Source organism: Paraeggerthella sp. Marseille-Q4926, assembly GCF_916618935.1.
GTDB lineage: Bacteria > Actinomycetota > Coriobacteriia > Coriobacteriales > Eggerthellaceae > Paraeggerthella > Paraeggerthella hominis.
This window is the reverse complement of record NZ_CAKAKF010000005.1, coordinates 47,431-61,815: the sequence shown is the minus strand read 5'-3', so window position 1 is coordinate 61,815 and position 14,385 is coordinate 47,431. Positions and strand designations below refer to the sequence as shown.

General features: G+C 59.6%; 7 protein-coding genes and 3 rRNA genes. 2 read left to right on the top strand and 8 right to left on the bottom strand.

The window, feature by feature from the left end:
- Positions 1–38: 38 nt before the first annotated feature.
- On the top strand, positions 39–1,778 hold the full coding sequence (locus LG373_RS11170; RefSeq protein ID WP_225749808.1) for a bifunctional diguanylate cyclase/phosphodiesterase: 1,740 nt from the start codon (positions 39–41) through the stop codon (positions 1,776–1,778).
- Between the two features lie 8 nt (positions 1,779–1,786).
- Positions 1,787–2,140, top strand: a complete 354-nt coding sequence (locus tag LG373_RS11165; RefSeq protein WP_225749807.1) for an Hpt domain-containing protein — start codon at positions 1,787–1,789, stop codon at positions 2,138–2,140.
- Positions 2,141–2,201: 61 nt separating this feature from the next.
- On the opposite strand, the gene LG373_RS11160 is transcribed toward LG373_RS11165, so the two are convergent.
- From LG373_RS11160 to LG373_RS11125, 8 genes are all read right to left on the bottom strand, one after another.
- Complete coding sequence (locus LG373_RS11160) at positions 2,202–4,979, bottom strand: ATP-binding protein (protein WP_225749806.1); 2,778 nt, start codon at positions 4,977–4,979, stop codon at positions 2,202–2,204.
- A 146-nt stretch (positions 4,980–5,125) separates the two neighbouring features.
- Complete coding sequence (locus LG373_RS11155; RefSeq protein WP_114566139.1) at positions 5,126–5,656, bottom strand: GNAT family N-acetyltransferase; 531 nt, start codon at positions 5,654–5,656, stop codon at positions 5,126–5,128.
- A 147-nt stretch (positions 5,657–5,803) separates the two neighbouring features.
- Positions 5,804–5,918 (bottom strand): 5S ribosomal RNA (gene rrf / locus LG373_RS11150).
- A gap of 115 nt (positions 5,919–6,033) precedes the next feature.
- A 23S ribosomal RNA gene (locus LG373_RS11145) occupies positions 6,034–9,002 on the bottom strand.
- A gap of 339 nt (positions 9,003–9,341) precedes the next feature.
- A 16S ribosomal RNA gene (locus tag LG373_RS11140) occupies positions 9,342–10,852 on the bottom strand.
- Together the 16S, 23S and 5S rRNA genes form the textbook arrangement of a ribosomal RNA operon.
- Before the next feature lie 483 nt (positions 10,853–11,335).
- A complete protein-coding gene (gene rpsI / locus LG373_RS11135; protein WP_114567818.1) occupies positions 11,336–11,728 on the bottom strand; it encodes a 30S ribosomal protein S9 in 393 nt (130 codons plus the stop codon).
- A 3-nt stretch (positions 11,729–11,731) separates the two neighbouring features.
- On the bottom strand, positions 11,732–12,166 hold the full coding sequence (gene rplM, locus LG373_RS11130) for a 50S ribosomal protein L13 (protein ID WP_114567819.1): 435 nt from the start codon (positions 12,164–12,166) through the stop codon (positions 11,732–11,734).
- A 434-nt stretch (positions 12,167–12,600) separates the two neighbouring features.
- Positions 12,601–14,268: an FAD-dependent oxidoreductase gene (locus tag LG373_RS11125; protein WP_225749805.1), complete on the bottom strand. Its 1,668-nt coding sequence runs from the start codon at positions 14,266–14,268 to the stop codon at positions 12,601–12,603.
- Positions 14,269–14,385 lie beyond the last annotated feature (117 nt).

Genomic DNA, 14,385 nt, shown 5'->3' with positions numbered 1-14,385 from the left:
TCGCAAGCGGCGCCGCGCATTGGAAAGGAGCACGCTACATGGACGCCCTCTGCTCCATGCTCATTGTCGACGACTCCAGAATCGATCGCACGCTTTTGGCCAATATGTTCGCCGAATCGTACTCCATCCTGGAAGCAACCAGTGGGCAGGAAGCTCTCGCCGCCATGGCCGAACGCAAGGTCGACGTCGTCGTACTCGACATAGACATGAAAGGCATGAACGGATTTGCGCTCATCGACGCGATGAAGGCCGACCCGTCGCTTTCAGATATACCCATCATCGTGGAAACCGGCGAATCGGCTCACGAGGAGCCGGCGCTTTTGCGCGGCGCAGATGACTTCATAGCGAAGCCCTTCAACACGACCGTCGCCCGCCGACGCGTCGACAACATCGTCACGAAGCACGTGCTTGAACGGGAGCAGCTGCAAGCAGCGCTGCGCGAAACCGAGCTCCTTGCCGCCCATCGCGCGCAAGAGCTCCTTTACGCGGCAGAACACGACGGCCTCACGGGCTTGTACAACCGTGCTGCGTTCTGCCGCAAAACCGCCGAACTGCTCAAGTCCCGTCCCCATGAAGCGTTCGCCATCGTGCAGTTCGATATCGAACGTTTCAAGATATTCAACGAGCTGCACGGCAGCACCCGAGGCGACGAGGTTCTGAAGGCCATCGCGCAATGTCTCGACAAGACCATACGAGATCGCGGCGTATACGGACGCATGGAGGCGGATCATTTCGCGCTATGCCTGCCCAAAGATATGGCCCTGAGCGACAATCTGGCAACGCAGCTGGAACTTGCCCTCGCCAACGCGGAGGCGGAACATGAGATCGTGCTTTACTTCGGCATGTACGAAATAACGGACCGCACGATGCCGGTCGACATCATGTGCGACCGCGCGACGCTTGCGCTGCGTTCCATCAAAGGAAATTACAACACCCGATTCGCCCTGTACGACTCCAACATGCACCAGTCGCTCATCGCAAAGCACACAATGAAAGCCGAAGGGGAACGTGCGCTCGAAAAGAGGGAGTTCGAACCGTTCATCCAGCCCATTTTCAACCTTGCCTCGGGCGCTCTTGTCGGCGGCGAGGCCCTCGTCCGCTGGCGCCATCCCGACAAAGGCCTTATCCCGCCGGGACAGTTTCTTCCCTTTTTCGAGAACAGCGGCTTCATCGTCCGCCTCGATAGCCACATCCGAGAAGAAGTCTGCTGCTTTCTCGCTTCCATGGAAAGCAGCGGGATTGCCCCGGTCCCCCTGTCGGTCAACATATCGCGTCTGGAATTCTACGACCCGCACCTCTGCGACAATCTTGTCGACCTGGTAAAACGGTATAAACTTCCGCCCTCGCGATTGCGACTGGAAATCACCGAAAGCGCGTACGCCGACAACCTTCCGCAATTGCTGCAGGCAATGGGAAAACTGCAACGATTCGGATTCACCGTGCTCATGGACGATTTCGGAACGGGGTATTCGTCGTTGAGCATGCTCCGCGACGTTCCCATCGACATGATCAAGCTCGATATGCGCTTCCTCGGCGGGGAAAGCAGGAACCGTGCCCGCGAAGAAAGCATCTTGCGAGCTATAGTTCCCATGGCAAAATCCCTCGGCCTCCCGGTTATCGCGGAAGGCGTGGAAACCCGCGATCAGGCATCGCTGCTCGAAAGCGTCGGATGCGACCTCGTGCAAGGATACCTGTACGCGCAACCCATACCGAAAGATGAATTCTTGGCACTCGCAGTGCGCGAAACCGCGAAAAACGCCCTGAAGCAGAAAGCCTGAGGCACTTTATGGATAATCGGCTTCAACAACTCGAAACACTGGGCATCGACGTCGAAACCACCCTCAAGCGGTTTTGCGGCAATGCGAACCTGCTCATGTCCATGCTTGAGGTGTTCGTTCGGGAGGACACCCTTGAGAAGCTTCCCGAAGCGATGCGCGCGAAAGACTACGAAGCTGCGGAAAGCATCGCTCACGCCGTGAAAGGAACGGCTGCGAACTTGGGGCTCGCATCCCTCAGCACGCGATGCGATGCCCTGGTACAAGCAATACGGGCGAATCATCTGCACAATGTCGACGATCTGGCCCTGGCGGCGCTTGAAAGCTACCGGACGGCGCGAGCGAACATCAACGCGCTCTCTTAGCGCGGCCGCGGAATCGCGCAAGCAAGCCTGCGCTTGAACCCCGCCGCGCTCCTGCCGAAAGCTATCTTTTCAGCAAACGACCCAGCACGTCGAACAGCTCGTCGATATCCAAAGGCTTGGTAACGAACTCGTTCATCCCCGCGTCACGCGCCGCGTCCTCGCTCTCTTTGAACGCATTTGCCGTCATCGCAACAATGGGGATTTCACGCGCATCGGACCGAGGCAGAAGCCGAATGGCACGCGTGGCTTCCACGCCGTCCATAACGGGCATCCTCATATCCATGAGCACGGCATCGAACTCGCCGAGCCGACTTGCAGCAAACAGGTCTACCGCCTGCCGGCCGTCAATCGCCCAGGTCACCCGAGCACCATGCAACTCCAGCACATTCGTCGTGATAGCTGCGTTTACCGCCCCATCCTCCACAAGCAGAATATGGAATCCCTTGAATAGCTCCCGATCCACTGAACGATCCCGCCTGGGTTCAGGATCTCCCATTGCAAAGACAAGGGAGAAGCTGAACTCGCTTCCTGAACCAAGTTCGCTGCGAACCTGCAGTTCACCGCCCATAAGACGCACTAAGCTCTGGCAAAGCGGCAGACCGAGACCAGTCCCTTGGCTCTTCGAAGCAGCTGAGCCCACTTGGGCGAAAGCGTTGAATATGCGCCTCTGATCTTCAGGGGAAATGCCCACGCCGCTGTCAGCAACGCCGAAAAAGAACGTCGCCCGCTCCCCGTCGAAACCCGTCTCCTCAACGACAAGCCTCACGACGCCGCCCTCGGGCGTGAACTTGATGGCATTCGACAACAGGTTCGAAAGCACCTGCTTCAATCTCAGAGAATCGCCCACGACGCCTTCATGAGAAACCTTCGTTACCACCTGCAAATCGATGATCCGGGCATCAGCTTGCGCTTGCATCATATCCTGAAGTTCGGCAACGTTTTCCGTCAATGAAAAGGGCTCGTAGGCAATATCCATCATGCCGTTCTCCACACGACTGGTATCAAGAACGTCGTTGAGCAAACTCAGTAAATAGTCCGACGACGCTCGAAGTCGCGCTATGTTCTTGCGCAAGGCTTCCGGATCGTCTTTTTGCATATCCAGAACATCGGTGATGCCCACAACGGCATTCATAGGAGTTCGTATCTCGTGGCTCATTCGAGAAAGAAACTCGCTTTTTGCACGGCCCTCCGCAGCCACCCGCTCGGCCTCAACGCGCATATCGGCCGCACGCACCCTCGATCGCGTTACGCCAACGGCAATAGCCAGAATCAGAAGCACCGTCACAGCAGCCAGGCCGGCAACCAGCATTGGATTTGCGCTCAAGTAGTCAACCAGCGTAAGGGTACCGTACCCCGCAGTTATTCGATTCTCCTCAACCGCCGCCGCCTTTTCGTTGACGGACATGCTGTTAAGGCTCTTGTTCACGATAGTCAGAAGATCGGGATCTGCCGGACGCGGCAGTGCGAAGCAGATATCGGTCGCGCTGCCCGTTAAAGAGACCGGGACGACGTTGGAGTACACCCCCTGCTGCATCGCGCCCTCGATTTGAACGGACAAACCGAACACAACGTCAGCCTGACCCTTATCCACCATATTAAGCGCTTCGTGCTCGCTCTTGACGTAGCGCACATCCCCCGTCGGCACATCGCTGGGAATCTGCGTACCCTCAAGCGCGACATAGCGCAAATTCTCAGAAGGATACGCAACAAGCTTGTTGCGAGCAACCAGATTGCTGAATGTCGCATACGAGGAGGACAGAGCCAAGCCGGCTTGTGCCGCATCGTCTTCGTCGCCCAAGAAAAAGCCCAGCATATCCACCTGGCCACTGCGCAGCGCGTCGAGAGCAGCACTGTACGATTCGACGTACAGACAATCAACGTTCAAGCCGGAAAACGCCTCGATCCTATCGAGGAATCGATAGACCACGCCCCCAACCCGACCGTCCTCCGAGTTGCCGCCTACGCTCAAAGGGCTATAGTCGCAAGGAAGCGCCACTGTTATCGATTTCTTTTTCTCTACGTACAGGCGCTCTTGATGGTTAACGCGATACATGTTGATGTCTGCGTCGGGAAAGTTTCTAGCGTACGCCTCTTCCGCGAAGTTAGGATTCGCCTCCATAATATGCTCCAGGGCCCAGTTCAGACCATCTAGCACGTCTTGGTTTTCGGGGGTCGTCACCAAATAATGAGGCTGCCCATCAAAAATCGCAGCAGGGCGATAAGCACCCGTATTGTCAACGGCGTTTCCCAACAGCAAGTCGACCTCCCCGCTATCAAGCAGGTACTCCAGGGACCCGTCGACGAACTCATCAATCGTGTACTTCTTAATCGTACAGTCGATATTCTCCGTAGCCAGAAAGCCTTCTAACCGCCGTACGTTTTCTGTAGCTCGAGCCGACACGGCAATCGTTTTGCCGTTCAAATCAGCATAATCGTATCCGCGAATACTCCCGTCATCCCATCGCGAGAACAGCACCGATTTCGAAGGGCCGCAGCTGTATTCAGGATAGGCTATCCGCGACGCAGCCGCAGCAACGTAGTACGTGCCGCCTAAAAGATCGTACTCGCCCGACGTAAAGTTGCTTAATGCGAAATCGTCCGAAACGGTCACGTACTCGTATTCCCAGCCGGTGTACTTCGCGATTTCATTCAGATAGTCAACAACCAGCCCGCGATGAGAGCCGTCCTCGTCCGTCATGGAGAATCCTTCAACTTGAGGAAACAGCACGCGCAAAGGAGCACGATCGGGCGATTCATCTGCAAACGCAAGCCCTGCGCCCATCGCCGTCAATGCGCACGCAAAGGCGCATGCAAGAATGATCGACCCGAGTTTTTTCATCTCCGTTGCCTTCCGCGATCAGGCTGCGAGCCTAGCCGAGAGACGCCCTCCCACGCTTTCATGGTATACACGCAGACCATTCTCCCGCAAAGCCGGCCCCGCGGCAACAACGCGCAATTGGAGGTAGCAGAGTTCAATCGAGCGCACTACAGCGCAAGTTCGTACAGAACGAACCCTACCGTACCCAAGTCGTCATAGAAAAGGTCATGGATTCCCACTTTCTGAAACCCGCATGATTCGTACAGCCGATGAGATCGTTCGTTATCCGCAAACGTATCCAAGCGCAGGGCCTTCTTCCCGTGCGCCCGCGCGGCGGCTATACCGCCGTTCAGCAAAGCGCGGGCGCATCCTCGCCCATGGTACGCGGGCAGGGTAGCCAGCACATGGATTACCGAGACCTCGCTCAGGTCGGCGGATACGCGCCACGGAACGTTCTCGTAACCTGAAGCCCCGCTCCCGTTCAGCACCATGGCGGAAGCGATCGCGCCGTCTTCAGGAGCCTCGACAAGGTACACCTCGCCCGCATCGACCGATGCGCGCAAGAACGCGGGCGACGGATGCTCTCCGTGCTTCCAACGCACGTCGAAATCCGTGCCGCGCATCTCGTCGATCATTCTGGTGTAGAACGCCATGACGCGATCGAACTCGTCCGACCGAGCCGTCCTCGCTTGCAGCATGCGCACACTCCTCCTTCTCACGTTCGCGGCCTTCCCGGCGCGGTGCGCGCAGCATCGCGCCCATCCCCTCAAGCGCAGAAAGGGCCCCGGAACCTGTTACGGCTCCGGGGCCCCTGGGTCTCGGCGGAATACGCCGAGCGCCCTGCGCGAGCGCGACGTCCTATCCTCCCACAGCCTTGCGCTGCAGTACTTTCGGCGATGGCGGTCTTAACTTCCGGGTTCGGAATGGGACCGGGTGATCCCCGCCTCCAAGGTCGCGCTCGCGCAGGGCGCTTGGGCTCCGCGCGGCTTCTATGCCGCAGGGCGCGCTCTCCGCGCCACCCTGGCGGTTGCACAGCGTTCGGTCGTGACGGACCGCGAACAAGCTCCAATGTGTGAAGACGAAGAGCTCGGGCTATTAGTACCGCTCGGCTGAGGCGATCGCTCGCCTTGCACCTGCGGCCTATCGACCAGGTGTTCTGCCTGGGCCCTTACCGAAAAGAGGACTCATCTTGGAGACGGCTTCCCACTTAGATGCTTTCAGCGGTTATCCGTGCCGGACGTAGCTAGGCAGCCGTGCCGTTGGTCGACAACTGCTGCACCAGAGGTCCGTCCACCCCGGTCCTCTCGTACTAGGGGCAGACCTCCTCAATCCTCTTGCGCCTGCGGAGGATAGGGACCGAACTGTCTCACGACGTTCTGAACCCAGCTCGCGTACCGCTTTAAATGGCGAACAGCCATACCCTTGGGACCGACTTCAGCCCCAGGATGCGATGAGCCGACATCGAGGTGCCAAACCTTGCCGTCGATGTGGACTCTTGGGCAAGATCAGCCTGTTATCCCCGGAGTACCTTTTATCCGTTGAGCGACGGCCATTCCACTCTGGGCCGCCGGATCACTAGAACCGAGTTTCCTCCCTGCTCGACCTGTACGTCTCGCAGTCAAGCCCGCTTGCACTCTTGCGCTCTGCAGACGATTGCCAACCGTCCTGAGCGGACCTTTGCGCGCCTCCGTTACTCTTTAGGAGGCGACCGCCCCAGTCAAACTACCCGCCTGACACGGTCCCTGCGCCGGATCACGGCCGCAGGTTAGATCGCCGACGCGACGAGGGCAGTATTCCAAGGCCGGCTCCACGGGAACTGGCGTCCCCGCTTCGAAGCCTCCTGCCTATCCTCTACGCGCCGAGCCAACGATCAATGTCAAGCTGCAGTAAAGGTTCACGGGGTCTTTCCGTCCTTCCGCAGGTAATTCGCATCTTCACGAATAATACAATTTCACCGGGTCCATGGTTGAGACAGCGCCCAAATCGTTACGCCATTCGTGCAGGTCGGAACTTACCCGACAAGGAATTTCGCTACCTTAGGACCGTTATAGTTACGGCCGCCGTTTACTGGGGCTTGGCTTCAGGGCTTCGCCTTGCGGCTGACCCATCCGCGTAACCTTCCAGCACCGGGCAGGCGTCAGACCCTATACGTCGCCTTGCGGCTTTGCAGAGTCCTGTGTTTTTGATAAACAGTCGCTTGGGCCGTTTCGCTGCGACCCCCGGCCGCTCCGGACGCGAGGTCCTTCACCGCCAGGGGCACTCCTTCTCCCGAAGTTACGGAGTCAGTATGCCGAGTTCCTTAACCATGGTTCTCCCGATCGCCTCGGTATGCTCTACCCGCCCACCTGTGTCGGTTTTGGTACGGGCGCCGATGTCCCTTCCTAGAGGTTTTTCTCGGAAGCATGGGCTCGCCGACTTCGCCAAAAGGCTTCGTCTCGCGTCTCGGGATGCATGCGCGGCTGGTTTCCATGCCGCGCTCCCTACGCGCTTTCACGGGGACGTCCAGAACCCCGCTCGGCTACCCTTCTCCGTCGCCCCATCGGTGATGACGGTCCATCGGCGGTACAGGAATGTCCGCCTGTTGTGCATCGGCTACGCCTTCCGGCCTCGCCTTAGCTCCCGACTGACCCTGGGAGGATTAGCCTTGCCCAGGAACCCTTAGGCTTACGGCGGCGGCGTTTCTCGCGCCGCTCTCGTTACTCATGCCAGCATTCTCACTTCCACGCGGTCCACCGCAGGTCGCCCTGCGGCTTCGCCCCCCGTGGAAAGCTCCCCTACCACTAATGAAATTAGTCCGCTGCTTCGGTACCATGCTTAGCCCCGTGAATTGTCGGCGCATGTCCACTTGACCAGTGAGCTGTTACGCACTCTTTAAATGCATGGCTGCTTCTAAGCCAACATCCTGGTTGTCTAGGCAAACGCACATCCTTTGCCACTCAGCATGGATTTGGGGACCTTAGCAGGCGGTCTGGGCTGTTTCCCTCTCGAACACACAGCTTAGCCCACATGTTCTGACTCCCGGACTCTGAAATGGCGGCATTCGGAGTTTGGTTCCTGTCGGTAGGCGGTGAAGCCCCCTCGAGGATCCAGTGCTCTACCGCCGCCATTGAACGTCCGAGGCTAGCCCTAAAGCTATTTCGGGGAGAACGAGATATCTCCGGGTTTGATTGGCCTTTCACCCCTATCCACGGGTCATCCCCTCCGTTTTCAACCGAAGTGGGTTCGGCCCTCCACGGGGTCTTACCCCCGCTTCAGCCTGCCCATGGATAGCTCACCCGGCTTCGCGTCTGCAGCATGCGACTAAAACGCCATCTTAAAGGCTCGCTTTCACTGCGGCTCGCTTAAAAGCTTAACCTCGCCGCATACCGCAACTCGCTGGCTCATTCTACAAAAGGCACGCCGTCACAGCGCATAGGCTGCTCCGACTGCTTGTAGGCGCACGGTTTCAGGTACTGTTTCACTCCCCTCTCGGGGTGCTTTTCACCTTTCCCTCACGGTACTGGTTCGCTATCGGTCACAGGAGAGTGTTTAGCCTTGGAGGGTGGTCCCCCCAGCTTCGCACCGGGTTTCACGTGCCCGGCGCTACTCGGGTGCCGCGCTCGGAGGGGGCGGGGCTTCGCGTACGGGGCTCTCACCCTGTTCCGCCGGCCTTCCCAGGCCGTTCCGCTGCCGCGCCCCTTTGTCACTCCGCCCATGGTCTGAGGCCCATGGGATGCTCGGTCCCGCAACCCCTCATGCAGCAACGCCCTCAAGCTTACACATGCATGGGTTTGGGCTCGCGCGGTTTCGCTCGCCGCTACTCCCGCGATCTCGGTTGATTTCTCTTCCTCCGGGTACTTAGATGTTTCAGTTCCCCGGGTTGCCTTCCGCCGCCCTATTTCGTTCAGGCGGGGATAGCAGGGCATGACCCCTGCTGGGTTCCCCCATTCGGAGACCTGCGGATCAAAGGGTGTTTGCCCCTCCCCGCAGCTTATCGCAGCTTGCCGCGTCCTTCGTCGACTTCCTGTGCCAAGGCATCCGCCGTGCGCCCTTAGTATCTTCGTCTCTTCGGATCTCGTTCAGTATGGTTTTTGGGTATCCATATCGATGTATTCGCGATCGTGATAGATGCTCCATTACTTTGACAGACCACCCGATGGAATCGGTGATATGCATGTGATGAAGATCTTCTTTGTCACTTTAAACGCTATGCAACTGTCAAGGTGCGCGGGAAGGCGCTCGCCTTCCCGAGGCTTCGAGAGCCTCGGAAGCCGGATGCTGAGAGAGCGGGATGCGAGAGGGCCTTCGCGACGGGCCCGCGGACGGGTCTTCCGTTTCTGTTTCTTTTCCATCCAGGCGAGGGAGCTTCGCTCGACCTCGTCGGACACCTGAGTGTCTCCCTAGAAAGGAGGTGATCCAGCCGCACCTTCCGGTACGGCTACCTTGTTACGACTTCACCCCCCTTACCCTCCACACCTTCGACGCCTCCGCCCCTTTCGGGTTCGGCCGGCGGCTTCGGGTGCAGACGACTCGGGTGGTGTGACGGGCGGTGTGTACAAGGCCCGGGAACGTATTCACCGCGGCATGCTGATCCGCGATTACTAGCAACTCCGACTTCACGGAGGCGGGTTGCAGCCTCCGATCCGAACTGGGGCCGGCTTTGAGGGATTCGCTTCCTGTCGCCAGGTCGCAGCCCGTTGTACCGGCCATTGTAGCACGTGTGCAGCCCAGGGCATAAAGGGCATGATGACTTGACGTCGTCCCCACCTTCCTCCGGCTTGACGCCGGCAGTCCCGTATGAGTCCCCAACTCAATGCTGGCAACATACGGCAGGGGTTGCGCTCGTTGCGGGACTTAACCCAACATCTCACGACACGAGCTGACGACAGCCATGCACCACCTGCGCGAGCTCCTCTCGGCCACCGGGTCTCCCCGGCTTCACTCGCATGTCAAGCCCTGGTAAGGTTCTTCGCGTTGCTTCGAATTAAGCCACATGCTCCGCTGCTTGTGCGGGCCCCCGTCAATTCCTTTGAGTTTTAGCCTTGCGGCCGTACTCCCCAGGCGGGACGCTTAATGCGTTGGCTTCGGCACGGAGAGGCGATCCTCCCCACACCTAGCGTCCATCGTTTACGGCTAGGACTACCAGGGTATCTAATCCTGTTCGCTCCCCTAGCTTTCGCACCTCAGCGTCAGTGTCGGCCCAGCAGGCTGCCTTCGCCATCGGTGTTCTTCCCGATATCTGCGCATTCCACCGCTACACCGGGAATTCCGCCTGCCTCTACCGAACTCGAGCGCGCCAGTTCGGAACCCGGCTCGAGGTTGAGCCCCGAGGTTAGAGGTTCCGCTTGGCGCGCCGCCTACGCGCGCTTTACGCCCAATGAATCCGGATAACGCTCGCCCCCTACGTATTACCGCGGCTGCTGGCACGTAGTTAGCCGGGGCTTCTTCTGCAGGTACCGTCGTCGGTCTTCCCTGCTGAAAGCGGTTTACAACCCGAAGGCCGTCGTCCCGCACGCGGCGTTGCTGCGTCAGGGTTGCCCCCATTGCGCAAAATTCCCCACTGCTGCCTCCCGTAGGAGTCTGGGCCGTATCTCAGTCCCAATGTGGCCGGTCGGTCTCTCAACCCGGCTACCCGTCGAAAGCACGGTGGGCCGCTACCCCGCCGTCTACCTGATGGGCCGCGACCCCATCCCTTGCCGCTCGAGGCTTTCCCGGCCCCTCCATGCGGAGGGGCCGGAGCATCCGGTATTAGCCTCGGTTTCCCGAGGTTGTCCCGGAGCAAGGGGCAGGTTGGTCACGTGTTACTCACCCGTTCGCCACTGTATGCCCACCCGAAGGTGGCTTAACCGTTCGACTTGCATGTGTTAGGCACGCCGCCAGCGTTCATCCTGAGCCAGGATCAAACTCTCCGTTTAAAAGAGTGCGGCATCGCTGCCGCGTTCGATCTTGGTTTCCCGCCGCCCGCTCCCCCGAGGGGTCCGCGGCCGGCCGGGGTCCGTCTCATGCGGATCCGTTCACTTGGCTTTTTTCTCGCTTGTTCTGCTTCTCAGTATCCGGTTTTCAAGGTTCTCCGCCTGGGGCCGAAGCCCGAAGCGCAAGGAGACATACTACCCGTGCCCCCGCCCGGCGTCAAGAACTTTTTTCGAAAAAGTTCTTCGCCCGTTCCCGTCGAGGCTTCGTCCGCCTTGCGAGGAACCGCGGGTTGCAGCCGCGCCCTCCCCTCGGGAAGCGCGGAGGGAGCATATTACGGGAAGCCGGGACGCGACGCAAGGCCCTTTTCGGGAATCGCGCGAAATCGCATAGCTTCACCCGTCCGCAGTCTCGCCCTACCTATATACAGAAAAAGCCCGCCTCGAACGAGACGGGCTTTGCAAAGACATGCTGTTCGCAAATACGACTTAGCGCTTCGAGAACTGCGGGCGCTTGCGGGCCTTCTTGAGACCGTACTTCTTGCGCTCCACCATACGGGAGTCGCGCGTCAGGAAGCCAGCCTTCTTGAGCTCGGCGCGATAATCGCCAGCGGAAAGCAGCGCGCGGGAGATGCCGTGACGCAGAGCGCCGGCCTGACCCGAGATGCCGCCACCGTTCAGAATGGCGATAACGTCGAAGTGGTCCACCGTGTCCGTAACCTTGAACGGCGTCTTGGCGTAATCGACCAAAGCCTCGCGACCGAAGTACTGCGCAGCTTCGCGGCCGTTGATGGTCATCTTGCCGGTGCCGGGAACGAGGCGCACGCGCGCAACAGCGTTCTTGCGACGGCCGGTGCCGTAGTACAAAGCTTCACCTGCCATGGGTTAACCCTCCATCTCGATCTTGCGGGGCTGCTGAGCCATGTGCGGATGCTCCGCACCCGTGTACACCTTGAGCTTCTTGCCCATGGCGCGACCAAGCGTGTTCTTCGGCAGCATGCCCTTGACAGCATGCTCGATAACGCGCTCGGGATGCTTTGCCATGGCCTCTTCAAAGGTCTCGGACTTCAGCCCGCCGGGGAAACCACTGTGACGGTAATAGCTCTTGGACTGAGCCTTCGTGCCCGTCACGCGGATCTTGTCCACGTTGATGATGACCACGAAGTCACCGGTGTCGACATGCGGCGTGTACTGCGGCTTGTGCTTGCCCTTGAGAATATGAGCAGCCTTTGCAGCGACGCGACCGAGAACCTGGTTCTCTGCGTCGATCAAGACCCACTCGCGCTCAACTTCGTTGGGCTTCGCGTAATACGTCTTCACTATCTTCCTCCAAAATCCTGTCCTACCCCGCCGTGCGGGGCGGGATTTCCGTCGCTCTTCAGCGGCTCGGCAAAGCGAACCAACCGCTTCGCGGCGAATGATCGGTTTCAAAAGTGCAGGTAGATCGGATGTCGGGTTCCTACGCCGACGCGCAACCTAAGGTCTGGACTCCCTGGTTCGCGCTTCCGCTTCTTACTGCATGCACGGGGCTTTCGAAAGCGAACCTTTGCATTGTAAACAGGGAATACCCCAGAAGTCAACGAATAATCATGACGCTGCGCGCTATTTGCATAAAGAAAGAACGGCCGAGCCCCTGGGCAGGCAACGCGGGCAACGATCCGCTCTGCAGGGCGACGTCGGACACGCAAGCGGTCCCCCGCGCCGAAGCGCGAGGGACCGAGGGAGGGGCCGGGAAATCGGATTGACGGAAAGGCCTATGCCTGAGCCAACTCGTGTCCCAAAACGTAACCGTACGTGATGCAGCGACCGTGGCTGTTGCCGGCAACGTTGATGGGATAGTCAACCGCGCAGATGTCGCCTTGCACATTGCCGAGCGCGTAAAGGCCTTCGATGGCCTTGCCTTCCGCATCGAGGCACTGGAAGTCGACGTTCGTGCGCAGGCCGCCCGGGATGGCAAGCAATGCCGGGCCGACTTTGAGCGCGTAGAACGGGCCTTCCTTCACGGGGGTCAGGAACACGGGCTTCTTGTAGTAGTCGGTGTCCTCGCCCACTTCGCACATGCCGTTGTAGCGATCGACCGTGGCCTTGAGCGCAGCGGCGTCGCAGCCGATCTTCTTGGCAAGGTCGTCCAGAGTGTCTGCCTGATAGGCAATGCCCTGCTCGATGTACTTGGGGATTTGCGTCTCGAAGTACTGCGGAGCCAGCTCCAGGTCGCTGCCGTAGGGGCGGAACGAATCCCAGAACATACCGCCGCCGTAGGGCAGACCGTTCACCAGGTCGGTCTTCCAGTTGGCGTCGAACACGGACCACGCTTCGCCGTTGGGCTGGCGATTGATGGCGAGCGACTTGCCTTGCACCCAGGTATCTTCGCACATGAAGCGCTCGCCGTTGTCGTTCACGAACAGGAACGGCCCGTGGAACCAGCAAAACGCCTGCGGATGCATCATCGTGGGAAGCGGTAGGTCCTGCAGCTGCGCACCGGCCCACATGCCCATCTTGTGGCCGTCGCCCGTGTTCACGCCCATCGGGGTGTACTGGCTGCGCGGCTGTCCGTACTCGGCGCAGATCGGCGCGTACGCCTTGACCATCTCCGCATCGCCGCCGATGTCGCCCGTGCACAGCACTACGCCCTTGCTTGCGTTGTACTGCACGTAGCCGTCCTTCGTCTCGCAGATGCAGCCCGTCACCCGAGAGCCGTCTTTTACCAGCTGCACGGCCGGCGCGTCGAAGACGAACTGGGCGCCATCGCGCACGGCGTCGTTGTAGCACAGCTCGGCGCCGGCGAACCCGGTGGACTTGAGGCCGGCTTCCTCGGGGATTCGGAGCATGTGGTAACCCGGCTGCTCGGCGTACACGTCGTCATGGCTGTAGAACGCGCCCACCATGGCCGAGCCGCCCAACGCTTCAGCCTTGGCCAAAAGCCAGTTCGATGCTTCTTCGGAATGGTTGAAGAACTTGGAAATCAAATCTTCGTTCGCACGGCTTGCGCACTGCGCGATCCAGTGCTGCTTGGCGTTCACGCGATCGACCTTGATGCCCAGTTCGTCCATGTAGTGCGAGTTGATGGCGCCGAAGCCGCCGCCGCGGCCGTTCCAACTGGACGTCTTCTCGACCACCGTGACCTTGCCGCCTTTTTCGGCAGCCGCCGCAGCGGTCGCGCATCCGGCCAGGCCCGCGCCGATAACCAAGATGTCCGTGTCTACCGTGGACGCGATATCGGTAATGGGCTCCGGCGCAACTTCCCAAGCGTACGCAGACTTCCCTGCGGCGGAATCATCCGTCGTAGAAGCCTTCGAGTCTGACGCCCCGCCCGCCGCAGGCGCACAACCAGCAAGACCCGCTGCGCCCGCCGCAACGGCAGCCGTAGCACCCAGGCCTAGAAACGCACGGCGCGATAGGCCGCTTTTCACATGCTCGGACATACGAACCCCTTTCGATTCATTCGCAGATCCCTCCGTCTGCGCTTGAGGTCATCATGGGTCTTCCGGGATGCGCAGTCATCGAACAAAGCGGCCCATTTTCGCAGGAAAACGGCTTAT

Coding starts and splice junctions, on each gene's coding strand:
- LG373_RS11170 (WP_225749808.1), top strand. CDS start 39: ATGGACGCCCTCTGCTCCATGCTCATTGTCGACGACTCCAGAATCGAT.
- LG373_RS11165 (WP_225749807.1), top strand. CDS start 1,787: ATGGATAATCGGCTTCAACAACTCGAAACACTGGGCATCGACGTCGAA.
- LG373_RS11160 (WP_225749806.1), bottom strand. CDS start 4,979: ATGAAAAAACTCGGGTCGATCATTCTTGCATGCGCCTTTGCGTGCGCA.
- LG373_RS11155 (WP_114566139.1), bottom strand. CDS start 5,656: ATGCTGCAAGCGAGGACGGCTCGGTCGGACGAGTTCGATCGCGTCATG.
- rpsI (WP_114567818.1), bottom strand. CDS start 11,728: ATGGCAGGTGAAGCTTTGTACTACGGCACCGGCCGTCGCAAGAACGCT.
- LG373_RS11125 (WP_225749805.1), bottom strand. CDS start 14,268: ATGTCCGAGCATGTGAAAAGCGGCCTATCGCGCCGTGCGTTTCTAGGC.